Source organism: Sediminibacterium roseum (assembly GCF_009939005.1).
Classification (GTDB): domain Bacteria; phylum Bacteroidota; class Bacteroidia; order Chitinophagales; family Chitinophagaceae; genus Sediminibacterium; species Sediminibacterium roseum.
Genome location: NZ_JAACJS010000015.1, coordinates 1,421,648 through 1,444,242 on the forward strand (window position 1 = coordinate 1,421,648; position 22,595 = coordinate 1,444,242).

The 22,595-nt window shown below is 49.1% G+C and carries 22 protein-coding genes; 10 read left to right on the top strand and 12 right to left on the bottom strand.

Features of this window, described 5'->3' with window-relative positions; all coding sequences use genetic code 11:
• Positions 1-35: 35 nt before the first annotated feature.
• Positions 36-956: a PstS family phosphate ABC transporter substrate-binding protein gene (locus tag GWC95_RS17265; RefSeq protein ID WP_161819956.1), complete on the bottom strand. Its 921-nt coding sequence runs from the start codon at positions 954-956 to the stop codon at positions 36-38.
• On the bottom strand, positions 953-1,192 hold the full coding sequence (locus GWC95_RS17270) for a hypothetical protein (RefSeq protein ID WP_161819957.1): 240 nt from the start codon (positions 1,190-1,192) through the stop codon (positions 953-955). Before GWC95_RS17270 ends, GWC95_RS17265 begins: the two co-directional genes overlap by 4 nt.
• A 249-nt stretch (positions 1,193-1,441) precedes the next feature.
• On the opposite strand from GWC95_RS17270, the gene GWC95_RS17275 reads away from it, so the two are divergent.
• The 3 genes from GWC95_RS17275 (at position 1,442) to GWC95_RS17285 (ending at position 3,929) form a co-directional block, all read left to right on the top strand.
• Positions 1,442-1,903, top strand: a complete 462-nt coding sequence (locus GWC95_RS17275; RefSeq protein ID WP_237722193.1) for a low molecular weight protein-tyrosine-phosphatase — start codon at positions 1,442-1,444, stop codon at positions 1,901-1,903.
• Positions 1,904-1,964: 61 nt separating this feature from the next.
• Positions 1,965-3,326 carry a histidine--tRNA ligase gene (gene hisS, locus GWC95_RS17280; protein ID WP_161819958.1) on the top strand — a complete coding sequence of 454 codons (1,362 nt, stop codon included), beginning with the start codon at positions 1,965-1,967 and terminating at the stop codon, positions 3,324-3,326.
• Between the two features lie 105 nt (positions 3,327-3,431).
• Positions 3,432-3,929 (top strand): hypothetical protein, encoded by a 498-nt coding sequence (locus GWC95_RS17285; protein WP_161819959.1) that lies wholly within the window; start codon positions 3,432-3,434, stop codon positions 3,927-3,929.
• Between the two features lie 48 nt (positions 3,930-3,977).
• Here GWC95_RS17285 and GWC95_RS17290 read toward each other — a convergent pair whose 3' ends face one another.
• Together GWC95_RS17290 and GWC95_RS17295 are read right to left on the bottom strand one after the other, a co-directional pair.
• A complete protein-coding gene (locus GWC95_RS17290; RefSeq protein ID WP_161819960.1) occupies positions 3,978-4,376 on the bottom strand; it encodes a hypothetical protein in 399 nt (132 codons plus the stop codon).
• Between the two features lie 97 nt (positions 4,377-4,473).
• Entirely contained in the window at positions 4,474-5,667 is a 1,194-nt protein-coding gene (locus GWC95_RS17295; RefSeq protein ID WP_161819961.1) for a thiolase family protein, read from the bottom strand.
• A 172-nt stretch (positions 5,668-5,839) separates the two neighbouring features.
• Between GWC95_RS17295 and rlmN the strand changes: the two genes are divergently transcribed.
• The 4 genes from rlmN (at position 5,840) to GWC95_RS17315 (ending at position 9,715) form a co-directional block, all read left to right on the top strand.
• Entirely contained in the window at positions 5,840-6,886 is a 1,047-nt protein-coding gene (gene rlmN / locus GWC95_RS17300; RefSeq protein ID WP_161819962.1) for a 23S rRNA (adenine(2503)-C(2))-methyltransferase RlmN, read from the top strand.
• A gap of 194 nt (positions 6,887-7,080) precedes the next feature.
• Positions 7,081-7,707: a hypothetical protein gene (locus GWC95_RS17305; RefSeq protein ID WP_161819963.1), complete on the top strand. Its 627-nt coding sequence runs from the start codon at positions 7,081-7,083 to the stop codon at positions 7,705-7,707.
• Positions 7,708-7,815: 108 nt separating this feature from the next.
• Entirely contained in the window at positions 7,816-8,943 is a 1,128-nt protein-coding gene (locus GWC95_RS17310; protein WP_161819964.1) for a pseudouridine synthase, read from the top strand.
• Positions 8,918-9,715: an RluA family pseudouridine synthase gene (locus GWC95_RS17315; protein WP_161819965.1), complete on the top strand. Its 798-nt coding sequence runs from the start codon at positions 8,918-8,920 to the stop codon at positions 9,713-9,715. The genes GWC95_RS17310 and GWC95_RS17315 overlap by 26 nt, the downstream gene beginning before the upstream one ends.
• Positions 9,716-9,725: 10 nt before the next feature.
• Here the strand turns inward: GWC95_RS17315 and GWC95_RS17320 are convergent, their stop codons facing one another.
• From GWC95_RS17320 to dinB, 4 genes are all read right to left on the bottom strand, one after another.
• Positions 9,726-10,004, bottom strand: coding sequence for a hypothetical protein (locus GWC95_RS17320; RefSeq protein ID WP_161819966.1), 279 nt, complete (start codon positions 10,002-10,004; stop codon positions 9,726-9,728).
• A gap of 22 nt (positions 10,005-10,026) precedes the next feature.
• Positions 10,027-11,301, bottom strand: coding sequence for a metal-dependent hydrolase family protein (locus GWC95_RS17325; protein WP_161819967.1), 1,275 nt, complete (start codon positions 11,299-11,301; stop codon positions 10,027-10,029).
• Positions 11,302-11,513: 212 nt separating this feature from the next.
• Positions 11,514-12,149, bottom strand: coding sequence for a peroxiredoxin (locus tag GWC95_RS17330; RefSeq protein WP_161819968.1), 636 nt, complete (start codon positions 12,147-12,149; stop codon positions 11,514-11,516).
• A 128-nt stretch (positions 12,150-12,277) separates the two neighbouring features.
• On the bottom strand, positions 12,278-13,450 hold the full coding sequence (dinB, locus tag GWC95_RS17335) for a DNA polymerase IV (RefSeq protein WP_161819969.1): 1,173 nt from the start codon (positions 13,448-13,450) through the stop codon (positions 12,278-12,280).
• 96 nt (positions 13,451-13,546) lie between these two features.
• On the opposite strand from dinB, the gene GWC95_RS17340 reads away from it, so the two are divergent.
• The 3 genes from GWC95_RS17340 (at position 13,547) to GWC95_RS17350 (ending at position 16,271) form a co-directional block, all read left to right on the top strand.
• Positions 13,547-14,962: a S41 family peptidase gene (locus GWC95_RS17340; RefSeq protein WP_161819970.1), complete on the top strand. Its 1,416-nt coding sequence runs from the start codon at positions 13,547-13,549 to the stop codon at positions 14,960-14,962.
• Positions 14,959-15,552 (top strand): Crp/Fnr family transcriptional regulator, encoded by a 594-nt coding sequence (locus GWC95_RS17345; RefSeq protein WP_161819971.1) that lies wholly within the window; start codon positions 14,959-14,961, stop codon positions 15,550-15,552. The genes GWC95_RS17340 and GWC95_RS17345 overlap by 4 nt, the downstream gene beginning before the upstream one ends.
• Before the next feature lie 92 nt (positions 15,553-15,644).
• Complete coding sequence (locus GWC95_RS17350) at positions 15,645-16,271, top strand: DinB family protein (RefSeq protein WP_161819972.1); 627 nt, start codon at positions 15,645-15,647, stop codon at positions 16,269-16,271.
• Between the two features lie 38 nt (positions 16,272-16,309).
• Here GWC95_RS17350 and GWC95_RS17355 read toward each other — a convergent pair whose 3' ends face one another.
• The 4 genes from GWC95_RS17355 to rpsP form a co-directional block, all read right to left on the bottom strand.
• On the bottom strand, positions 16,310-20,767 hold the full coding sequence (locus GWC95_RS17355; protein WP_161819973.1) for a PKD-like domain-containing protein: 4,458 nt from the start codon (positions 20,765-20,767) through the stop codon (positions 16,310-16,312).
• A 180-nt stretch (positions 20,768-20,947) separates the two neighbouring features.
• A complete protein-coding gene (locus GWC95_RS17360; protein WP_161819974.1) occupies positions 20,948-21,370 on the bottom strand; it encodes an acyl-CoA thioesterase in 423 nt (140 codons plus the stop codon).
• Between the two features lie 9 nt (positions 21,371-21,379).
• Positions 21,380-21,898 carry a ribosome maturation factor RimM gene (rimM, locus tag GWC95_RS17365; protein ID WP_161819975.1) on the bottom strand — a complete coding sequence of 173 codons (519 nt, stop codon included), beginning with the start codon at positions 21,896-21,898 and terminating at the stop codon, positions 21,380-21,382.
• Positions 21,899-22,074: 176 nt separating this feature from the next.
• Positions 22,075-22,548, bottom strand: coding sequence for a 30S ribosomal protein S16 (rpsP, locus tag GWC95_RS20010; protein ID WP_161819976.1), 474 nt, complete (start codon positions 22,546-22,548; stop codon positions 22,075-22,077).
• Positions 22,549-22,595: the final 47 nt, after the last annotated feature.

Here is a 22,595-nt window from a genome sequence, read left to right on the forward strand (position 1 = left end):
GTTTTTATTATAATTGTCAATCTGCCTTTGTCTTGTTACTTCTCTTCGCGTATCTGCCCCTTGCGCACATTAAAACCCATTTTCGCCGGTACCAGGAACGACCGCCTGAAGATCAGCTGGCCCCTTTCCAGGCTCATGAAGTTCATAAAGCCCGAACCCACGCCTGTTGGAGCATTTTCTTTCAGGATGTAATACAATGGACGTGCCAAAGGATATTCACCAAAAGCCAAAGAGGCCTGCGATGCCTTTGCGTACAGTCCTTTCTCCTCACATTTAACACATTCTACAAGCGCCAGCCTGATCTTTTTCTGGTAGGCCACCTGTTTGGGATCGTATGAATCGCCCACCCAGCTGAGGCCCACAAAACCGATCATATCGGGGTTGTTGGAGATCGTTTCGATCACTTTCTCGCTGCCTTCTGCCGCTACCACATTTTTCCCAAAATCACCGCCATGCAGGATGCTGTCTTTCAGGTAACGCACCGTACTGGTTGCGTTCAATCCATCCATTACTGCCTTCTTTTGGTTTTTGCCGCTTAGTATATCCCTGAGATCTGCTATTGTGTATACACTGTCTTTCGACTCCTTGTTTACAAATGCCACTACCGCATCATAAGCAAGGATCCCGTATTGGGGGGTGTAAGACAGGTTATTGTTATACGCTTTTGCTTCCTTCTCGGTAAGCCCACGGCCTACGATGATCATGCGCGTACTGTCAGACTGCAAATCCCTGAAACAGGCTGCTTCCGATTTATAAGAAACATTGATCTTCGTATTCGGGAACGATGCGTGGTGAACGCTTAACTGCTCTTCGATCACCGGTTTGAAGCTTTCATCAACACTGATGTTGATCTCGCCGCTCGTAACCGTTTCGAGGTTGGTTTTCTTATCTCCATTGCCACAAGAAACAAAGAACATAAACAGCATCGCACCGATGTATGTAACAGCTTTACTCATCTGGCTAGTTGCTTAAAGGCACGGTACAAACGAAAGCCGCCATACAACAAACACAATCCCCCGAAAAAATAACGGAAGAACGTATTGTCGGCTGCGGTAAATTGTTCAAGCCCCAGTTTTTCTGCGAATACCATCATAGCGGCCATTCCAAGCAGGAGTATACCCATGGTGACGTCGTATGCGACCCTCATCACGTTATAACTCTTCTTTTGTTGTGCTCTGAACTCGTTATCCATTACTCGTTTTTAACAGGGTTGGGCAATTTAGTTAAAAATCTTTTTTGTCTGCAACAATTATGGCCGACAATTTGAGACTATTCACCGGTTCTTATCAAAACTTAATATTGTTCTCAGCCATTCTTAATATAAGATGCGGCGCAAACTGCTTTCCATAAATTTTCATGCCTCTAAGCTAATGGATGTTAGCACGGAGGGCAAAGGTTTGCAAACACTTAACAATGCGGCGGGTGCGTTATCTTTGCCCGTATGAAGATCCTGATGGTATGCCTTGGAAACATCTGCCGCAGTCCGCTGGCGGAAGGTATCCTGAGGCAAAAAGCAGCCGCTGCCGGACTCGACTGGCAGATCGACAGTGCGGGAACGGCGGGGTACCATGTTGGGGAGCAGCCGCATAAGCTATCGCAGAAAGTGGCATTGGTCAACGGGGTAGACATCAGCGGCCAGCGGTGCAGGCAGTTTACGGCGGATGACCTGTTGGCATACGACCGGATCTTTGTGATGGATCTCGAGAACCTGGCCGAGGTAAAACGCATCGGCGCGGACAACTGGGATGAGCATAAGGTGAGCCTGGTACTGGAACCCCTTCACCCCGGCGCCGGCAAGGAAGTTCCCGATCCGTGGTACGGAACGGAGAAGGATTACCACCACGTGTGGGAGATGTTGAGTGAGGCGTGTGACAAGATCATCAAGGAAGCTACCAACCGCTAGCCATTGGCTACCGGTGTTTATTTTATATCTGGAAACAGTAATTACCAGCAACAGCTAAAAAATGGCAAAACCAAGTTTACCCCAGGGCACAAGGGATTTCAGCGCGGCAGTGGTGCGCAAACGGATGTATATTTTTCAAACGATCCGTTCCGTCTTCGAACTGTATGGATTTCAACCCCTGGAAACACCGGCGATGGAAAACCTGGATACATTGATGGGGAAGTATGGGGAAGAAGGCGACAAACTCATTTTCAAGATACTCAACAATGGCCTCGATAATGCCGACAAGCAACAGCAGGTAAGAGAAGATTTCGAGAAAATCCTCTCCGGCAAAAGCGCCAAGGGCATCACGGAGCGCGCGCTGCGCTACGATCTTACCATTCCGTTTGCGCGGTACGTGGCCATGAACTACGGGCAGCTTACGCTTCCCTTTAAAAGATACCAGGTGCAGCCGGTGTGGCGCGCCGACCGTCCGCAGCGCGGGCGTTACCGCGAGTTTTACCAGTGCGATGCGGATGTGGTGGGCAGCAGGTCGCTGCTGAACGAAGTGGAACTGGCAGGTATTTACAGCGAGGTATTCAGGAAATTAGGAGTTGAAGTAGCGATACACATCAACAGCAGAAAAATTCTGGCGGCGTTGGCAGAGCTCTGCGGCGGGCCGGAGAAAATGATCGATATCACCATCGCCATCGATAAGCTGGATAAGATAGGCCTTGAAAAAGTGAAAACGGAACTCGCTGCAAAAGCACTTTCGCCGGAACAGATCGCAACCATCGAACAATATCTTTCGATAGCGGGGTCGAACGAAGAAAAGATCACCGCGCTGAAAAAACTCATCGGTGAAAACGAAACAGGTTTAAAAGGAATCGAAGAGATCGAATACGTACTTAATTACCAGGCTGGCAATACACAGCTTGTAACCGACTTTACGTTAGCAAGGGGATTGAATTACTATACAGGCATCATCTTCGAAGTAAAAGCGCTCAATGTGCAGATGGGCAGCATCGGCGGCGGCGGCCGTTACGATGATCTTACCGGGTTGTTTGATGTGCCCAACGTGCCTGGTGTGGGCATAAGCTTTGGGGTTGACAGGATCTACGATGTTATGGAAGAACTGAAACGCTTTCCGGAAGAAGTACAAACCGGCACACAGGTTTTGTTTTTCAACCTTGGCGAGGCAGAAAGCAGGAATGCGTTTTCGCTGATGCAACAACTGAGAAGCAACAACATCGCATGCGAGCTTTTCCACGAGAATGCAAAGTTTGATAAGCAATTCAGGTATGCGGAGAAAAAGCAGATCCCGTTTGTTGTTATCATCGGTAGTGAAGAACTGGCAACGAACAGCTGCCGCGTCAAAAACCAAAAAACCGGGGAACAAACGGTGCTTTCGCAAACGGATCTGGCGGCATTTGCTTTCCAGTAAATTTTTGCCGCAACAACAGAACCGGAGCAACCGCGACCGGCCCATAACAAAGACAAGAACCACAAATACTGGCATAATTTTTTCTATCCATATGCAAAAGAAAATATGAAGAAACTCGTGTTGTTTTCCGTTACTGCTCTTGTAATGCTGGCTTCGTGCAGTAAAAAAACACACCCGACCGTAAGCAAGCCCACCAAAAAGCCGGAGCCTGTTACAACCGTTTCGCCAAAAAAAGATTCGCCTGTAGTTGTTGCGGAAAATCCGCCGGTTACAACTACGCCTGAGCCCGCCACGGAGGCGCCTGTGTTCAATTCGCCGTTGATCGTGATAGACGAAGCGGGAAAAGTGATCACACCGGGCGATAAACTGCCTGAAGAGATCGCGCTTAAGGTTGATTATAAAAAGATCGCCAAAGGATTTTCGCTTGAACAACGCAAAAACCTGATCTACCGCTTTAAAATGGTTCCACCCAAGGTTTTGTTCATTCCTGCAGAGATGTCTTCGAAGAGTGCAAGGGGAACTTATATCATTTACAAGAAGAAATTTTATTATTGGCGCAAAGACGACGGGCTGTTTTACCTCGATGAAACCTACTATCAATAAAAAAAGGCCGGATGAAAGATCCGGCCTTTTTCAAAATATGATCATGCGCTATTTTGCGCGCACCGCAACAAACGCTTTCGCAGGGAAAAACATTGCAGCCATCCCGTTTTCAGATTTGGTCCCTTCCAGGTGATAGCCCATTGCATCGATCACCACTCCCATTACTTTGCCATTTGCATCTCGTACAAACTTCGCTGTTCCCTGGAACTTTGGAATTTCAAAAACATCCTTCTCTCTTTTCACCAGTTCAGAAACGCCCGCAGAGGAAGAACTCGTGAGCACACCATCATCGCCCAGTGAAACATTGGTTTCTGCGATCACCGATCCCGATGGGAACAAATATTTGCCTATGTATTCTTTTAAGGTACTGTCTTTCGGCGCGTCTTGTGCCTGCGTAAACGTGCAGCAACCCACAGCCATGCAGAAAAGAAAGATCATTTTTTTCATCAGTGCTTTTTTTAGTTGTCCTAAAATAAACTTATTCGCAATACGAAAGATTGAGTCTGCCTTAAAAAATCATCATCATTTAAAATACCCGGGGCCGCTACAACCCTTCGTAAATGATGGCTGCGCCTTGTCCTACGCCCACACACATTGTAGCCAACCCAAATTTCTTTTTCTCCCTGTTCATCTCGTGTAACAACGTAGTGGATATGCGCACCCCGCTGCAACCGAGTGGATGACCGATGGCGATCGATCCCCCGTTCACATTCACTTTGGAGGGATCCAGTTCAAGTTCTTTCATGCAGGCAAGGCTTTGCGAGGCGAAGGCCTCGTTCAGTTCTACAAGGCCGATGTCGTTAATCGATAGCCCGGCGCGTTGCAATGCTTTCTGGGAAGCGGGTACGGGGCCGATACCCATGATCGCGGGATCCACCCCTGCAACGCCCATGCTCACGATCCTTGCCATTGGCTGCAGGTTAAATAATTTCACCGCTTCTTCACTCGCCAGTAACATGGCCGCTGCACCATCGTTGATGCCCGAAGAGTTGCCGGCGGTAACGCTTCCGTCTTTCGCGAATGCCGGCTTCAGCGCTGCCAGTTTTTCGGGTGAGGTCTGGCGTGGGTGTTCATCCTGGTTGAACCAGGTGATGAGCCTGTCGTTGATCATTTCTATCGCCGTGATCTCGTTTTCCCATTTGCCTGCTTCCAGTGCTGCAAAATATTTCTGTTGCGATGCAAAGGCGAAAGCATCCTGGTCCTCGCGGCTGATGTTCCAGTCGCGCGCCACATTTTCCGCCGTTTCCCCCATGCTGAAGGGATGGTACATTTCTGCCAGTTTTTTATTGGTGAATCTCCATCCTATCGTGGTATCGTAGGTTTCTATTTTACGGTTCCATGCGCCGTCGCTTTTGGCGGTAACAAAGGGGGCGCGTGTCATGCTCTCAACCCCGCAGGCGATGTACAGCATCCCTTCGTTGCACATGATGGCGCGGGCGGCATCCATCACGGCCTGGAGGCCGCTGGCGCAGAGGCGGTTTACCGTATTGCCCGCTACGTTAACGGGCAGGCCCGCGAGGAGTGCGGCCATACGGGCCACATCGCGGTTGTCTTCACCGGCCTGGTTGGCAGCGCCGGCTATCACGTCTTCGATCCTGCCAACATCTATGCCTTCGTTCCGTTGCAACAGGGCGGTGATGGTATGCGCAAGCAGGTCGTCAGGACGGATGGAACTTAATTTTCCCCCGTAACGTCCTATGGGTGTTCGTACTGCGTCTATTACATAACATGTTTTCATGGCTGGTGTTCCTTTTCAGTAAATAGGACTGCAAGATAGAGTTTGGGCGCGAATCGTCAATCGCGGTCCGTAATTGAAGAAAAGGGCCGGGAAGAGCAGGAACGGGCAAAAAATAACAATTCATGATTCACCATTCACCCTTATAAACTCACTAAAAAGGTATCTTTGCAGGATGAATACCCCTTTACCCAACATACGCCACCTGGGTGTACCTGCGCTGGAAGAATATTTTGAATCGATCGGTGATAAGAAGTTCCGCGTAAAACAGGTGCACGAATGGCTGTGGCAGAAACATGCGCATAGTTTTGATGATATGACCAACCTCAGCAAAGACCTCCGCGCCAAGCTGGCCGGCAGTTTTTCTTTGCCTGCACTGAAAACGGATACCACGCAGTTCAGCGATGACGGAACGGTTAAGAGCCGCTTCAAAACATTCGACGGCCATTTTATAGAGGGTGTATTGATCCCGACCGACGAACGGAAAACCGCCTGCGTTTCTTCACAGATCGGTTGCAGCCTGAGTTGCAAATTCTGCGCAACGGGGTATATGGACCGCAAACGCAACCTTACCTACGACGAGATCTACGACCAGGTAGTGCTCATCAACCAGCAAAGCGAAAAAACATACGACCGCAAGCTCACCAACATTGTTTTCATGGGAATGGGCGAGCCGTTGATGAATTACAACAACGTACTCAAGGCCATTGAACGCATTTCTGCGGAAGATGGGTTGTTTATGAGCCCGAAAAGGATCACCGTTTCTACTGCCGGGGTTGCCAAACAGATCAAAATGCTGGGCGACGACAAGGTGCGTTTCAAGCTTGCCCTCTCCCTTCATGCAGCCAACGATGCGAAGCGGGATACCATCATGCCGATTAATGAGCACAACAACATCAAGGTGTTGATAGAAGCGCTCAACTATTTCTACAAACAGACCGGCAACGAGATCACCCTCGAATACATCCTTTTCAAGAACCTCAACGATTCGGAAAAAGACGCCGAAGAACTTACCCGTATTTACCGCCAGGTGCCGGCAGACCTGGTTAATATAATTGAATACAACCCCATCGATGCTTTCCGCTTCGCCAAACCGGATGAGGATGCGATCCAGAATTTTATGGGTATCCTCGAGGCCAATAAGGTAAATGCCCGCCTCAGGCGCAGCAGGGGTAAAGACATTGATGCGGCCTGTGGCCAGCTGGCAAATAAGAACAAATAACCATCCCCTGGCGCCCAGGCGGTCTGCCAGGGTTGGGGCAGGCACAGTTTTTTCAGTAATTGTTAAAATTACTGCCATGCAAAAGCTCTACCTCCTCGTGTTCATACTGACCGCACCTTTAACAATTGTTTTGATCAATTGCTTAAACCTCCTCAACATCACATGGTCTTATATTCAAGCAAAACAAAAAGACCATGAAGAAAATTTTTATCGCAGCAGCAGCCTTGTTAATGTCAACCGCGGCATTACAGGCCCAAACAAAAGATGACCTAAAAACATCGCATCATAAAGGACTCCAGGGAAGGAAACAAATGTCCGGCCTGAACCTGAATGACGACCAGAAAAAACAGGTTAAAGAGCTCAATGAAAGCTACCACAAACAGTTTGCTGATCTGAAAAAGAACACCAGCATGTCTGTGGGCGACTTCCGCACAAAATCTGCCGCACTGCGCAAGGAGCAACATGAAAAGATGCAGTCGATCCTTACACCCGAGCAGAAAAACCAATTGGCGGCGCAACGCAAGGTAATGGCGGGCAGGATGAAAGAGGGCCAGGCAAAGCGTTTTGACAAAATGAAAACGCAGCTGGGATTAACAGACGAGCAGTCAAGAAAATTAAAGGAAAGCCAGGAAGGGGTTCAGACAAAGATCAAAAGCATACGCGAAGACAAATCGTTGACCGATGACCAGAAGAAAGAACAGGTAAAGGCGGTTTTCAAACAACAGAAAGAACAATTCAAATCAGTGCTTACGCCTGAACAACTGGAGAAGATGAAAGCAGGAAAACCAGGCAGAAGGGGAAAAGGCGTGGCAACAAAATAATACAGCGGGTTTTTTGAGTGATAAGTAGTGCAGAAGCAGGCCTGGAGCCTGCTTCTGTTTTTTTGGCTACCTTTGTGGCTCCTGTTGAAAAACAGCAAATCAACTACAATGAAAAAACAACGTACCGACAACTTCGACAAGTTTGCCAACAAAACAAGAGGCAGCGCAATCAAAGAACAATACCGCCAGGAGAAAAAGAGAAACAAACTCGAGGCCCGCGCCGCAGGTGAAGAAATGCGGAAGAAAAAACTGGACAAGGCCCGCGGCATCAACGTAGAAGAAACCAAACCGAAGGAACCAAAGTTTAAAAAAGCCGGCCCACCCGCTAAAAGAACAGAAAACAAACCCATAGGCAGGAAACAGGAATCCGGATCACCGGAGAAGAAAAGCAAACGCTTCAAGAAACCCGATAACCGCCCGCAGGCATTCGATCCGCAACAATCCACCGATAAAGCCTCAACCGAACAGATGCCGCTGAATAAATTCATTGCGCACGCCGGCGTGTGTGGCAGAAGGGAAGCGGCCGATCTCGTGAAAGACGGCAAGGTAACCGTTAACGGAGACAAGATATTTGAGCCGGGTTACAAGGTAAGCGGTGCAGACAAGGTAGTGGTGAAGGGGAAACAGGTTTTCCTCCAGCGAAATTCCGTTTACATTTTGTTGAACAAGCCAAAAGATTTTTTAACCACCTCAAGCGATCCGCAGGGAAGAAAAACGGTGCTCGACCTGGTAAAGCAGGCCACCACCGAACGGGTATACCCTGTGGGCAGGCTCGACAGAAATACAACAGGTGTATTGCTGCTCACCAACGATGGCGAGCTTGCGCAAAAACTTACGCATCCCTCTTTCGAGATCAAAAAAATATATGAGGTAACGCTCGACAAGCCCGTTACCAAAAAGGATCTCGAATCCATTACGTCAGGTATAACGCTGGAGGATGGGCTTATACAGGCCGATGCCGTGGGTTATACCGATCCGAAAGAAAAAACCGTGGTCGGCATCGAGATCCACAGCGGCCGTAACCGTATTGTGCGCCGCATTTTTGAACACCTCGGTTACGAAGTGAAGAACCTCGACCGTGTTATGTTCGCCAACCTCACCAAGAAAAATGTGGAACGCGGTAAATGGCGCCTGCTGCAGGAAAAAGAAGTGCGCCTGCTGAAATACATGAACCAATCCTTTGTAAGAAAAAACAAAGGCGGCGGGAAGAATGTTGCCAGTGAAGAGCAGGATTGATACTCCTAAACAGCGGCCACAATTACCAACACGCAACCATTTCAAACACCAACAACGCATAATGCATATAGATGTCATTTTTGAGAACGATGATTTCATCGCAGTAAACAAACCATCGGGTTTGCTGAGTATTCCAGACAGGCTGGGACAGGAAATTTCTTTGAAAGACATGCTGAAAGAAAAATACGATGGTATTTATACCGTGCACCGCCTCGACAGGGATACGAGCGGCATCATCGTTTTTGCAAAAACGGAAGAGAGCCACAAAGAGCTTTCGCAGTTGTTTGAAGGAAGGGAGATGGAAAAATATTATGTAGGACTGGTCTATGGAAATATGATGAACGCTTCAGGAAGCATAGACGCGCCCATCGCCGAACACCCGGGCAAGGTTACGAAGATGATGACGCATGCGAAGGGGAAACCTTCGTTAACGGATTACGAGGTGCTGGAATCTTTCCGGTTGTTTTCGTGGGTGCAGTTCAGGATCCATACCGGGAGAACGCACCAGATACGTGTACACATGCAGCACCTGGGCCACCCGATTGTTTGCGATGAGATTTATGGCGACCCGAAACCGGTATTGCTTTCATCATTGAAGAAAAATTTCAAACTATCCAAATCGGCCGACGAAGAGCGCCCCGTTCTTTCAAGGCTCGCACTTCATTCTACCACTTTGAAGTTCACTTTAAAGGGAGAGACATTTGCGCTGGAAGCGGCGCTGCCAAAGGATCTGAGGGCAGTGTTGCAACAGTTGCGCAAATGGAAGGGATGAGTGGAAAGGGTCACATGTTAATGATGTGAGCAATGAACCCGATCACGATCGGCAATGTGACCAGCCATAAAAAAATAAAATTCTCCCTTACCGATTCTTTCGACGTAAACATTTTGATCATGAACCCCACCACGTACACTGCCGATATTCCGAGCGAAATAACGACCATCGCCGTGATACGCAATCCTTCGGCTTCATTGTCTGCACCCGTTGCCATGTGCCATCCCACAAATGCAAACCATGCGTAGTACAGCAGGAGAAAAAAGATCGCAACCTTGTGTTTTTTCATGGCGTGTTTTGATGCGCTAAGATCAATTGTTTTTGTAAACGACGCCGTTTTTCATAACAAAAGTTACGCGGCCCATGCTTTTCACATCTTTCGTGGGGTCGCCATCTACTGCAACAATATCGGCCAGCTTGTCTTTTTCAATTACACCCAGCCTGTCGTCGCCCAACAGGTCCGATGCCCTCACCGTTGCCGCGCGTATCGCTTCGAGGATGGGCATACCGGCTTCGGTCATGTATACAAATTCCATCCAGTTTTTTCCGTGCGCATATACGCTGGCATCTGTACCAAACGCAATCTTTACGCCTGATTTGTAGGCCGCCGCAAACATGCTTTGCAGTTTGGGGCCGATGGCCAGTGCTTTTGGTGTAACCACATCGGGGAAGTAGCCGGGTTTCTTTGCAGAATCGGCAACAGATTTTCCGGCAATGATCGTTGGCACGAGATAGGTGCCGTGTTTTTTCATCAGCTCCATTGTTTCCGCATCCATATACGTTCCGTGTTCTATTGAATTTACACCGGCGCGGATGGCGCGCTGCATGGCGATAACACCGTGGCAGTGTGCCGCCACCTTAAACCCGTAATCGTTTGCAGTGGCAACAATGGCTTTGATCTCTTCTTCGGTGAACTGCGGGTTCTCACCACTCTTTGCAACGCTGAGCACACCACCGGATGCGGTGATCTTGATCACATCGCTCCCGTCTTTGTAACGCTGGCGAACGGCTTTCATACATTCATCAACGCCATTGGCAACACCTTGCTCCGGCCCGGGGTTGCCCATCAGCTGGTTCTTGTATCCATTGGTCGGATCTGCATGACCACCCGTACTGGCAATGGATTTTCCCGCAGTGTAGATCCGCGGCCCTTTGATCATTCCTTTATTGATGGCATTGCGAAGTGAAATGTTCACACCGCTCCCGCCAAGATCGCGAACGGTTGTGAAACCGGCCATCAGGGTTGTTTCTGCAAACACAACAGACTGAAATGCGAAATCCGCAGGGTTGAAGGTGAACGTTTCCATGTATTTATTGGGATTCGTTTCAGACTCCATGTGCACATGCATATCGATCAGGCCGGGCATTACTGTTTTTGTTTTCAGATCGATGGCCTTTTCGCCGGCGCCCGCCGTGGTATAGCCTTTCTGTACATCGATGATCTTGTTTCCTTCTATAAGGACCGTCATCTCTTTCAATACCTGCAGGTTTTTCACGTCGATGAGTTGCCCGCAATGGATCAATGTTTTTTGCGTATACCCGGCAAATCCCATCACAATAAATAAGACGAAGAAGAGCTTTCTCATAGCAGTAATTTGTGGTAAGATAGGAAAAGAACGGCGAACATCGACACCAACACGGACGTGAATAGTGAACGCAAAACCCACCGGAATACACCTGGCGCGAAATTGATTCATTATTCTTCCTGCCTGCCCGCTCTTTGTTGCGCAGCGGCCACCAACCAAAAAAAGGGCCCTGGTAGAAACCAGGGCCGAACAAGTACAAAAAAACTAAAACGTTATTTATTGGGTTGTGGTGTATAACGGAGGTAAGGTTTTACAACGTTCACACCCTTAGGGAATTTTTTGATGGCGTCTTCTGTGCTTACTGCCGGCACCACGATCACGTCTTCTCCTTCTTTCCAGTCTGCCGGTGTGGCCACACTGTAATTGGCCGTTAACTGTAAAGAATCTATCACGCGCAACACTTCAACAAAGTTCCTTCCTGTTGATGCAGGATAGGTGATCATCAGTTTCACTTTTTTATCGGGTCCGATCACGAACAGCGAGCGAACGGTAAAGGTTTCGGATGCATTCGGATGGATCATACCATAGGCGTTCGCAATGCTTTTATCCTGGTCTGCGATGATCGGGAAACCCACATTTACCTGCTGTGTCTCGTTGATGTCGTTGATCCAGCCCGCGTGCCTGTCGAGCCCATCCACGCTCAGCGCCAATACTTTTACGTTGCGTTTTTCAAACTCGCCTTGCAGGGCAGCGGTCTTACCCAGCTCAGTGGTACACACCGGGGTGTAATCGGCAGGATGCGAGAAGAGAACTCCCCATCCATCCCCTAAATATTCATAAAAATCAATTTCCCCGATACTGGTCTGTGCTGTAAAGTTGGGAGCGATATCCCCTAGGCGTAAACTCATGGTTTTAAAATTTTGTATGGTAAAAATATGGATTTCCTATTAAATTGGTAGACTTTTTTGTTTTTTTGTACCGGGCAACAAAAGAGGGTCTTTACGATCGGTATAACCCACCGGCACCTGCACAGTTTTTATGAAGAGGGCGGATCTTTTGCCGTTACCGTTCTCGCTTTCTTCAGCGAAGTTTTTCCAAACTTGTTTTTTACATCGTCGATCGCTTTGTAAAGGTTGTTCTTCTTCTCTGCATCCTCAAACAGGCTGGCCTGCACCGCGTGGTTGGTAAGTTCGCTCAGGCGAACGCCCAGCAGGCGAACAGGCACGCCCTTTCGGTACAGTTTGTGAAAAAGATCGATGGCAACCGGTATCAGTTCATCATCGCGCAGCGTGTAATCGATCGTGGTCTGTTTGGATGTGGTTTCAAAATCCGGGTAACGGATCTTCACCGCAATGCAACCGGTGAGCTTTTCATCCTGTCGCAATTCGTAAGCCACGCGTTCCGTCATACGCACAAGCTCGCTCAACAGGAACGCGGTGTCTGCGGAATTTTCCTCGAACGTATTTTCACAGGAGATGGATTTGGCCTCATGGTATGCATGCACCTCGCCATTGTGAATGCCCTGCGATTTGCGCCAGAGATCGCCGCCGTATTTGCCCAGTTTTTTTTCGAGCACCGCTATGGGCGTTTCACTAAGGTCCCTGATCGTATAGATGCCCATTGCTTTCAGCGTGATGTAGGTCTGTTCTCCCACACCCGAAAACTTGTCCACCGGCAACGGCGCAAGAAATTCTTTTTCCTTGCCGGGCTGTACAAAAAGATAACCGTTGGGTTTGGCCTCATCCGTGGCAATTTTTGCGACCATCTTGTTTGTTGCCAGCCCGAACGAGATCGGCAACTGTGTTTTTTCAATGATCTCCGCACGCAGGTCTACCGTCCATTTCAGCGGATCGAAGAATTTATCCATCCCGGTGAGGTCGATGTAGAATTCATCTATGGACGCTTTCTCAAACAAGGGCGCTTTTGCCGCGATGATATCGGTTACCCAGCGCGAGTAGCGGCTGTATTCGCCGCGTGTGCCGCCAACGAGGATCGCATGCGGGCATAACTTCAAAGCGGCCCTCATGGGCATCGCACTGCGCACGCCAAACCTGCGGGCCTCGTAGCTGGCGCTGGTTACCACACCACGCTCGCGCGAGCCGCCAACGATCACGGCTTTTCCCTTGAGCGATGGATCGTTCAGTATCGCAACGCTCACAAAAAAAGAGTCGAGATCAAAATGCGCTATGTACCGCTGCGGGTTGGCCATTGGGAGAGCAAGGTAAAAAAATTCAGTTTCAATCACCTTTTTATGTGGTTAAAATTGAGGCGCTGCCGCAGTAACTTTGAAGCGTTAAACGTACTTATGAGAACGATCTTCCTTTGGTGCACTCTCGCTGTTTCCTCCCTGGCAAACGCGCAAACCATCGTTTACAAAAAAACCGACGCGCCGGGTTTTGCTTCGCGCAGCATTTCAAAAAACGAAATGAAGGAAGACATTGCCTTCTGGCTCAAAGTGATGGAAGAATCGCATGTGGATCTTTACCATGCCATCAGCAAAGACAGCTTGCTGAAGATGGAAAATAAATTGCTGGAAGATGTAAAAGACAGCCTTTCGCAGAAACAGGCCGTCCTTATTATAGGCAAGCTGGCCGCGGCGTTGAACGAGGGTCATATCGGGCTCCCTTCCAGTGCCTCTACCGATATGACGTATGCGAACACACTGCGCTTCCCGTTTTTCATTGGCAGGGTGAAGGACAGCGCATGGGTGGTTTCGTATGATGTGAGTGCAGAACACAAGGTAGGCGCAGAAGCCGAGATCGTGGCAGTGAACAACATCCCCGTTTATTTGCTCAACCGGCAGTTCAGCCAGTATTTTGGCGGACTGAACGCCTGGCGCAAACAGCAGATAGGAACGTATGTGCGCAAGCTTTTTTTTCTGAACAACCTGGTGAGCCCGTTTACGGTTGATGCGGTTACGGCCGATGGGAGAAAGATCAGTGTAGTTACGGAGGGTTTTTCAAGAACGCAGGCAGACAGCATTAGCAAGGCGCTCAACGCAACACAAACACAAAAAAAAACCTACAGTTTTGAAATGCGCAGCGATAACATTGCCTACATCAATTACCGCAGCATGGAAGATTGGAAAGAAGAGCCGTTTGAAGCATTCCTCAGGAGCAGTTTTACAAAGATCAGGGAAGCCGATGCGCGTGGCCTGATCATTGACCTTAGGGAAAACAGCGGGGGTAACTCCTATTACGGGCAGCTGTTTGCCGATTATTTCTCGGGTAAAAAACGTCGTTTTGCAGGCGGGATGAAATGGAAGGTCAGCAGTCATTATAAAAATTTTATCAAAGAAAAAGGCGACGAAGATGTTGCCTATGCATCAAAGCCGGATGGGTTTATGTTTACGTACCAATCGAAACCCAAAAAGCCGGGTAACAATCCACTTCGTTACAAAGGAAACGTTGTGGTGCTGATCGGCCCGGGTACCTTCTCTTCTGCGAACATGTTTGCAGACGGCATCAAAAGTTACCACCTGGCAACGGTGATGGGCGAGCCTACGGCAGAATCGGGAAATGATTACGGAGAGATGTTTAATTTTATGTTGCCCAACACCCATATCATCGCGCGGGCCTCAACCAAAATGTTTACGAGGGCAGATGGAGATGAGCGCAATTTTGATAGTGTGATCCCCGATATCACCGTTGTTGGCCCATCACAAAAAAAAGATACGGTACTTGAAACTGCCGTAGATTGGATCCTGAAAAATAAAAAATGATCAGCCAGGAAGAAGCGATCCTCCAGTTAAAAAAATTCATTGCACCCATTCACCCGCTGCGCGAGGAGGAATGGAACGATTTTGCATCGGTCTGGCAACCCTATTCAGCCAAAAGAAAAACGGTTCTTACCGCAGCCGGCGATACCGAAAAATACCTCTACTTTGTTACCGAAGGCGTGCAGCGCGCATTTTACCAGGGCGACGATGGCAAAGAGGCCACGATCGTTTTTATGTACCCTTTCTCGTTTTCCGGCGTGGCCGATTCTTTTTTGCTGCAGACCCCCTCGCGGTTTTATTTGGAAACGCTTACGAAAAGCGAATTCATCAGGACCAGTTTCCAGCAATTGCAGGCATTGATGGACCGTTACCACAATTTTGAAACACTGATCCGCAAGTCTACAAGCTTTACACTGTCGGGCGTGCTGGAAAGACAGATCGAATTGCAGTGTTTTTCGGCGGAAGAGAAATTCAGGGCGCTGCTGAAGAGGAGCCCGCACGTGCTGGGATTGATCCCGCACAAATACCTTGCTTCTTACCTCGGCATCGATGCGGGAACATTCAGTAAATTGTTGGGAAGCGTGAGGGTATAAGGCAACTGCATGCGCTTTTAGAAAATCATGGTATTTCCCAAGATTTATGAATTTTTGCGGCCAGAGCTTTGTGCCAACAAAACAAAAATCGTATGCCTGTTTATTTATCACAAACATTACTGGATGCTCTCTCGGACCATACCGAGGCATTTTTAGACAAAGGGGTGAGCGAGTGGCAGATGCTGCCACACCACCAGTTTGCAAGCAAGCCTGGGCCAGACAAATGGAGTGCGAACCAGTGTCTTGCACATTTGAATGAATACGGAAGGTATTACCTGCCATTGATCGAAAAAGCGATCGATGAATATACCGCGTCGGGAAAAGATCCGGCAATCGAATTCAAAGCGGGATGGCTGGGCAATTATTTTACCGGGATGATGCTCAACAATGCAGATGGAACACCGGTAAAAAAAATGTCTGCCCCCAAAGCCTATTCGCCCGAAACAACCAACGAGAGCTTTGCGGTGATCGCCGAATTTATTGAGCAGCAGGAAAAGATGCTGCTGCTCCTCCGCAAAGCAAAAAAAGTAGACATGGGCGCCATCCGGATCCCGATCTCCATCGCAAAATTCATCAAACTGAAACTTGGCGATACTTTTCTCTTTCTCGTCGCACACAACTACCGCCACATACTGCAGGCAGACCGGGCGTTGCAACTAAGCGTAAAAAAAACGCAGAAGAAACTGAACCTGTTTGTGCTTTCTGAAATGATGCGTTGAAAAGAAGACGGGTATGGCGATACCCGTCTTACTGCTTCTTATCTTATCAAAAGGGTTTGCCCCTTGTTCTCAACCGGTGTTCCATCCAGCGCTGTGCCTACAGAGAACCAGAGGTAGATGCCCATGGGTTGCGCTGTGCCGTTAACGGATCCGTTCCAGCCAATATCGGGATTGGTGGTTTCGAACATTAATTTACCAAAGCGGTTGAAAACCTTAAAGTATTTGAACTCCTTTATGCCGCTCAGGTATGGATACAATTTATCGTTGATGCCATCGTTGTTGGGCGTGAATGATTTTGGAACAAAAATGTTTTGCAGTTTATCATCAAACACACGAACAAGCAATGAATCGGTTGTTACGCATCCGCCGGATGAAATAAGGCTAACGGCATATTGCTGCGTAGACGAAAGGTCAAAATTAACAGAGGCGCTGTCGGGCCTGTCGATCCCCCTGCTTGGGTTCCAGCGGTAGGTGTAATTGGGCAATGCTCGTACGGCGAGGGGTGTGATGGTTCCTTTATACGTGCTTACGGAAGGCATGGTTATGCCGGGTATTGGCGCCTGCACATCCAGTATCGCATCGGCTGAGGTGGTGTAGCCTGCGCAGAATGCCTGCACGGCCGTAAGACGCAAATGATGCTTGCCTGCGCGTGCGTAGGTATGTGTTGGATGGAAGGCGGTGCTTGTTGTGGTATCGCCGAAATCCCACAGCCAGGTGGTTGCGCCAATACTGAGGGTATCCGTAAGATTGGTGAACTGGATCTGCTTGTCTACGCAATAGGAATCGAGTGAGATCCTGAGCACGGGCTGCAGCACCACGCTAACGGGTATGGGCGCAGCAATGGTGTCTGTACAACCAAACTGGTTCACCAGTGTAACGTTGTACCTTCCCGCCTGCGATGTAATGAAAGTATCGCGAACGGCATTCGGCACAGGCGTGCCATTGCGTGTCCATTGATAGCTGAGCACATCCGTTGAGCGCAGCGATTGAACAAGCAATGTATCCTGTATATTATTACAGATGTATATGCCGTGCAATGATACCATCTGCGCTGTGGGCAATGGATTTACCTTTTGTACAAACACTCCTGTGTTACCTGTGTTCACACAGGCAAAATCCCTCACCTCCGATATCGACAACGCGCGCGATGCAAGATCGGGTATCGCCGCCACGGCCCATTTGTAGGGAGATGTGGTGATGCCTGTTTGCGTGCCGGTGGTGTTTCCGTTGGTGTAGTTGAAACTCCAGGGCCCTGTTCCGGTAAAGCTTACGCTGACCGTATCTGTAGGCGTACGGCAGATCACCGGCGATCCTGTGATGGTGGCGGTAGGCAAAGGCAATACCCGTACGGTTGCCTTGAAAATATTTCCACGGCACCCTGTATTGTAGGGAAGGATGGTATACTCTACGGTATCTGTTCTTGTAATCAGGTTATCCAACTTCTGGCTGATGAATGTTTGAGGTGTTGTTACAGCAGATGCCCCCACAATCGATCCTGCAGGCGTGATCGTTGGAACGCTCCATGTATAGCTGGTTCCGGGCCGGGCCGTTGCTGGTGTTACATCGAACGCTGTTCCGCTGCAGATCAAGGCTGCCTGGTCCGGTGTAAATGGCAATGGCACGCCAACCGTTACGCTCACATTGAATGTTGGGCCCACACAGGTTCCCGAGGTTGGTGTTACGGTATATACTGCGCGTCCGTTCGTATTGGTCGCATTGGTAAGCGTTTGCGAAATGGTGGTCTGCCCCGTTTGCGCGCTGCTCCCTACAATGGCCCCGAAAGGCAAACTTGTGGGCAGTCCCCACGAATACGTTGTATTTGATGGTGCCGTTGGCGCCAGCACAAAAGAGCCAGCAGAGCAGATCGTATCAGTAATGCTGTTGATCGCCGGTGTTGGATTAACAGGTACGGTGAGCATGAATGTTTGCCCGGCGCAGCCATACGCAGTAGGCGTAACGGTATACACAGCCGTATTGGTTTGGTTGTTTGTGCTGCTCAACAACTGGCTGATGCTGCTTTGCCCGATGGATTGCGCACTTGCCCCGGTTAAACTGTTCAACGGCGTTTGTACGGGACTGCTCCACGTATACGTGGTTCCGGTTGGCACACTTCCATTCGAATAACTGAACCCGACACCGCTGCATACCGATTGCAGTTGCTGGTTGGCCACTACCGGAACAGGATTGATGGTTGCATCCACCCTGAAAGTAACCCCCGTACACCCATTGGTTACCGGTGTTACATTGTACACCGCAAATGCAGGGTTCAATGTCTGGTTGGTAAGGAACTGTGTAAAACTCGTCTCCCCGGTCAACGTGACCGCATTTGCTCCTGCGAGCGAACTGAGTGGAGTGATCGATGGCGGCGCCCATCCATAAGTTGTTCCAGCGGGAACATTCAGCGCCGGCAGTTCAAGTGTTGTTTTACTGCAGGCGGTAACAAATTGTCCGCTAACCCGCGGCGTTGGTTTAACAACAACGGTTACGGGCTGCGCAGGGCTTGCACATCCATTCGCCGAAACAATATAGTTGTATACAACGGGTACGGAAACGATAGAAGTATCTACCAGGATCTCAGACAACACAACACCGTTGCCGGAGCCGGCCGCGTTTGAGATGGATGGCACAGCGGCCCTCGTCCAGCTAAAAGAAACACCGGATGATGAGCTCGCCGGATTATAAGTAAACGGTGACCCGCTGCAAACGGCCGCAGGGTTTGCGGTGCTTGTCAATAACGGTGTTGGGTTTACCACCACAGTAACATTTTGCGCATTGTTACAACCATCCGGTGTGGTCATGGCGTACCGATAGACTACTGGAATCGGATTGGGTGTTGTATTCACCAATGTTTCTTTCGGGTTACCTGTACCACCGTCTGCAGAATTGCTGATGCCGGTAACAACGGCCCTTGTCCATGCAAAACTTGTATTGGGCGTGGCGCTTGCAGGTTCGTAATTGAAAGTCGTGCTGCTGCAGATGGGCACAGGCGTTAACGGTGTGGAAAGTGAAGTGGGTGGATTTACGGGCACGGCAAGTGTAACCGTATTGGAACATCCATTGGGCGTAAACAAAGTGTACGCATAGTACGCGGTTGTCTGGATGGATGTTGTGTTCGTTAGTATCTCGGTTATGTTTCCCGATGTGTTATTGGACTGGTTCGCCGATTGTGCGATGGATGAATTGTAAAACCGTTTCCACGAATAGCTCGATGCGGTTGCGCTCGCTGGTGTGAAATTAAAAGTGCCGCCGCTACAGATCCCTGCCGGTGTAGGGTTGGTTAACTCGGCCCTTGAATTGGAGGTTGTATTCACAGGCACATCCACAAAAAATGTACTTCCTATGCAACCGCCCGAATTGGCCGTAACGGTGTAACGCAGTGTTTCGGTTGAAGTTCCAAGATTGGTGAGTTGCTGACTGATGAACAACTGCCCCACAGAAACCGCACTACCCCCAATGATATTTGCCGTTGAATTGATGGGCGCCGGCGTGTTCCATGTATACAGCGTTCCTTCGGGCACGTTGGCCGGTGATGAAAGAAATGCATTGGTATTGCACAAAGAAGTAATCGTTTGGTTGGCAACAACTGCCGTAGGATTCACCACCACTTCAATCACCTGCGTATTGGAAGAACAGGTGAGCGAGGTGTTTGTAAGCGTATAGCGATAAGCCACCAGCCTTGGCGTGAGCGTTGTGTTCTGCAGCAGTTCGTGTATCTCGGGATTGCCGTTGCTTTGGCCCGCCGTATTGCTGATGCCGGCTACCGCGGCCCTCGTCCAGGAATAGCTGTTTGCATTGGGTGATGCAGGTACATAGTTAAAGGTTGACCCGCTGCACACCGCTGCGGGCAGCAATGAACTGCTCAGGAACGGGATCGGGTTCACATCAACTGCGACCTCTTGTTCGCCTTTCGAACAACCGTTTGCTGTAACCGTATATTTATAGATCACGGTTACAGGCATTACCGTTGTATTCGATAGGATCTCATTGGGATTGCCATTACCCTGTGCGCCCACATTGCTTACGCCGGGAACGGCAAGCCGGCTCCAGGCAAAACCGGAATTCGGTGTGCTGCTCTGCGGAACATAATTGAACGCGGTTCCGCTGCAGATCGCAGCCGGTGTTGGAGAGGAAGTAAGTTCAGGTAAAGGATTTACAGTAACCTCCAGCGTAAAGGTTTCTGTGGCCGAAGTATTCGGGTTGGTGGCAACCACGGTATAGGTTGCCTTGGCCTGGAAAGTTGTTGTGTTTTCCAGCAATTCCGATACCGATGTTTGCGGCGTGCTTTGCGCAGCGCCCCCGGTAATGGCCCCTGCTGCCGGAAGGATGTTGGGCGCAGACCATGTATAAGTGGTTCCGGCAACTGCACCGGGTTTGTAAAAGTAAAAAGGAGTGCCACTGCAAACGGTTGCTGTCTGCGGTTGGGCAAAAGACTGGGTAGAAGATACGGTGATCATGACCAGCACAAGGGCCAGCCCTTTCACCAAACGATTGTTCATAACAGTTGGTACCGGATTCAGATTAAACATGACAATAAAGGGTGCTACATACTTTTTAATGGTTAAAACTCTTTTCCACAAAATCACGCTCTTCAAAACCAAAGTTCAGGTAGCGCTTTATAAAACGATCCAGCTATATGATACAACATACGCAACAATTGTTGCATAACATTAGCCTTTTTATTTTAATTCCTCTTCATCAAAGCGGGCCAGGATGTTATGATCTATCGTCCTTGGCCTGCCCGTTGTTTTGTCAAGCAAGATCCAGACGCTTCTTGCCGAAACGATCTTCTTTCCATCCGATGCGCGTACGATCTCGTAGTGCCGGTTCCATGTTACGGCAGAATACTCACCGGTCCATGTCTTCACCCGCAATACATCGCCAAGATACGACTGGTTCAGGTATTCTATTTCATGGCTGCGCACCATCCAGGATACCTCGTCTTCGGCCGCTGCGGGCGATACGCTGTTCCAGTGCCGGGCGGCGGCGTCCTGCATCCACTGAACATATACAACGTTGTTCACGTGGTTGAGCCCGTCTATGTGCGCCGCTGTTACCTCGATGGTATATTCAAAAAACTTTTTTTCGCTGCCGTTGCGCATGTTGATCTTTTAACGGTAAATGTCAAGCAGGCCATCGGGCAATGTTACGTGTACTTCTTTTTTCTGGTGATCGATCCTGTCGAGCGTTTCTGCGTGCAATGGTATCAACGCTTCTTTCCCGTCGAGATCTATACGCAGCAATACCTGGTGCGGTTGTTCGATCACTTCTTCTATCGGGCCAAGATTTTCTTCTTCATCGGTGATCAGTATGAAACCGAGTAAAGAGATCGGCGCCGATTTTCCCGCGAGCTTCCTGAAATCCTCTTCCGGCAGCCACACATTTTTTGTGCTCAGCCGCGCAGCTGCCTCGCGTGTGTCGATGCTGTCCAGTTTCACATAGGTTTCTTCGGTGTCCTTTGCCTTCGACGACTCTACAAAATACGGCAGGTACGAACCCTTTACCTCTTCCACAAATACGGCTTCTATGTCTTTGAGCATTGTTTTTTTACCCAATGCATGCTTCAATATCAGGTCACCTTTCACACCAAAAGCGGCAACGAATTTTCCTATGTTGATGTAATTGGTCATATGTTTTTGCGTGCGATGTTTTTACTGCGAATGGTTAACAGTAACCAACTTTGTTGCGGCAATCTTTCGCGGCAGATCATGCACGATTTGCCGTTCCATGGCCCCACCCGCATAAAAAAGCCCGAAGATCTTTGTTTCGGGCTTTTATGTCGGAAATATTGTAAACGTCTGTCTGGTTATGCTTCTTCAGCAGTTCCTTCAGCAGCTTCCGGGGTTGGTTCCGGTTGAGCGGTTTCCACTTTTTTTACAACTGGAACGTACGCTTTTTTAGCTCTTTGGGCGCCTTTGTGGGCATCAGAACGACGGGTAATGTTGGCTTCGTGTTCGCTGTGCCAGGTCTGGAACTTGGTCATAGCTGCAGCTTCATCAAACAATCCCAGTTTCACACCTCTTAACAGGTGTTTCAGGTACAATACTCCCTTGAAAGAGAGAATTCGGCGTACAGTGTCGGTAGGTTGAGCACCTTTGTTCAGCCACTCCAGCGCTTTCTGACGATCGAGCTGAATGGTTGCCGGAACTGTAAGCGGGTTGTAAGTTCCCACTTTCTGGATAAACTTACCATCTCTTGGCGCACGTGCATCGGCCACTACGATAAAGTAGAATGGACGTTTTTTGCTTCCGTGGCGCTGTAATCTCATTTTTACTGCCATGTTAAATAGATATTTAACGTTAGGAATTTGGTTAACCCGACTAAGAA

Excerpts from the sequence above, each read along its gene's own strand:
- GWC95_RS17265 (WP_161819956.1), bottom strand. The coding sequence starts at position 956 with ATGAGTAAAGCTGTTACATACATCGGTGCGATGCTGTTTATGTTCTTT.
- GWC95_RS17270 (WP_161819957.1), bottom strand. The coding sequence starts at position 1,192 with ATGGATAACGAGTTCAGAGCACAACAAAAGAAGAGTTATAACGTGATG.
- GWC95_RS17275 (WP_237722193.1), top strand. The coding sequence starts at position 1,442 with ATGAAGATCCTGATGGTATGCCTTGGAAACATCTGCCGCAGTCCGCTG.
- hisS (WP_161819958.1), top strand. The coding sequence starts at position 1,965 with ATGGCAAAACCAAGTTTACCCCAGGGCACAAGGGATTTCAGCGCGGCA.
- GWC95_RS17285 (WP_161819959.1), top strand. The coding sequence starts at position 3,432 with ATGAAGAAACTCGTGTTGTTTTCCGTTACTGCTCTTGTAATGCTGGCT.
- GWC95_RS17290 (WP_161819960.1), bottom strand. The coding sequence starts at position 4,376 with ATGAAAAAAATGATCTTTCTTTTCTGCATGGCTGTGGGTTGCTGCACG.
- GWC95_RS17295 (WP_161819961.1), bottom strand. The coding sequence starts at position 5,667 with ATGAAAACATGTTATGTAATAGACGCAGTACGAACACCCATAGGACGT.
- rlmN (WP_161819962.1), top strand. The coding sequence starts at position 5,840 with ATGAATACCCCTTTACCCAACATACGCCACCTGGGTGTACCTGCGCTG.
- GWC95_RS17305 (WP_161819963.1), top strand. The coding sequence starts at position 7,081 with ATGAAGAAAATTTTTATCGCAGCAGCAGCCTTGTTAATGTCAACCGCG.
- GWC95_RS17310 (WP_161819964.1), top strand. The coding sequence starts at position 7,816 with ATGAAAAAACAACGTACCGACAACTTCGACAAGTTTGCCAACAAAACA.
- GWC95_RS17315 (WP_161819965.1), top strand. The coding sequence starts at position 8,918 with ATGTTGCCAGTGAAGAGCAGGATTGATACTCCTAAACAGCGGCCACAA.
- GWC95_RS17320 (WP_161819966.1), bottom strand. The coding sequence starts at position 10,004 with ATGAAAAAACACAAGGTTGCGATCTTTTTTCTCCTGCTGTACTACGCA.
- GWC95_RS17325 (WP_161819967.1), bottom strand. The coding sequence starts at position 11,301 with ATGAGAAAGCTCTTCTTCGTCTTATTTATTGTGATGGGATTTGCCGGG.
- GWC95_RS17330 (WP_161819968.1), bottom strand. The coding sequence starts at position 12,149 with ATGAGTTTACGCCTAGGGGATATCGCTCCCAACTTTACAGCACAGACC.
- dinB (WP_161819969.1), bottom strand. The coding sequence starts at position 13,450 with ATGGCCAACCCGCAGCGGTACATAGCGCATTTTGATCTCGACTCTTTT.
- GWC95_RS17340 (WP_161819970.1), top strand. The coding sequence starts at position 13,547 with ATGAGAACGATCTTCCTTTGGTGCACTCTCGCTGTTTCCTCCCTGGCA.
- GWC95_RS17345 (WP_161819971.1), top strand. The coding sequence starts at position 14,959 with ATGATCAGCCAGGAAGAAGCGATCCTCCAGTTAAAAAAATTCATTGCA.
- GWC95_RS17350 (WP_161819972.1), top strand. The coding sequence starts at position 15,645 with ATGCCTGTTTATTTATCACAAACATTACTGGATGCTCTCTCGGACCAT.
- GWC95_RS17355 (WP_161819973.1), bottom strand. The coding sequence starts at position 20,767 with ATGAACAATCGTTTGGTGAAAGGGCTGGCCCTTGTGCTGGTCATGATC.
- GWC95_RS17360 (WP_161819974.1), bottom strand. The coding sequence starts at position 21,370 with ATGCGCAACGGCAGCGAAAAAAAGTTTTTTGAATATACCATCGAGGTA.
- rimM (WP_161819975.1), bottom strand. The coding sequence starts at position 21,898 with ATGACCAATTACATCAACATAGGAAAATTCGTTGCCGCTTTTGGTGTG.
- rpsP (WP_161819976.1), bottom strand. The coding sequence starts at position 22,548 with ATGGCAGTAAAAATGAGATTACAGCGCCACGGAAGCAAAAAACGTCCA.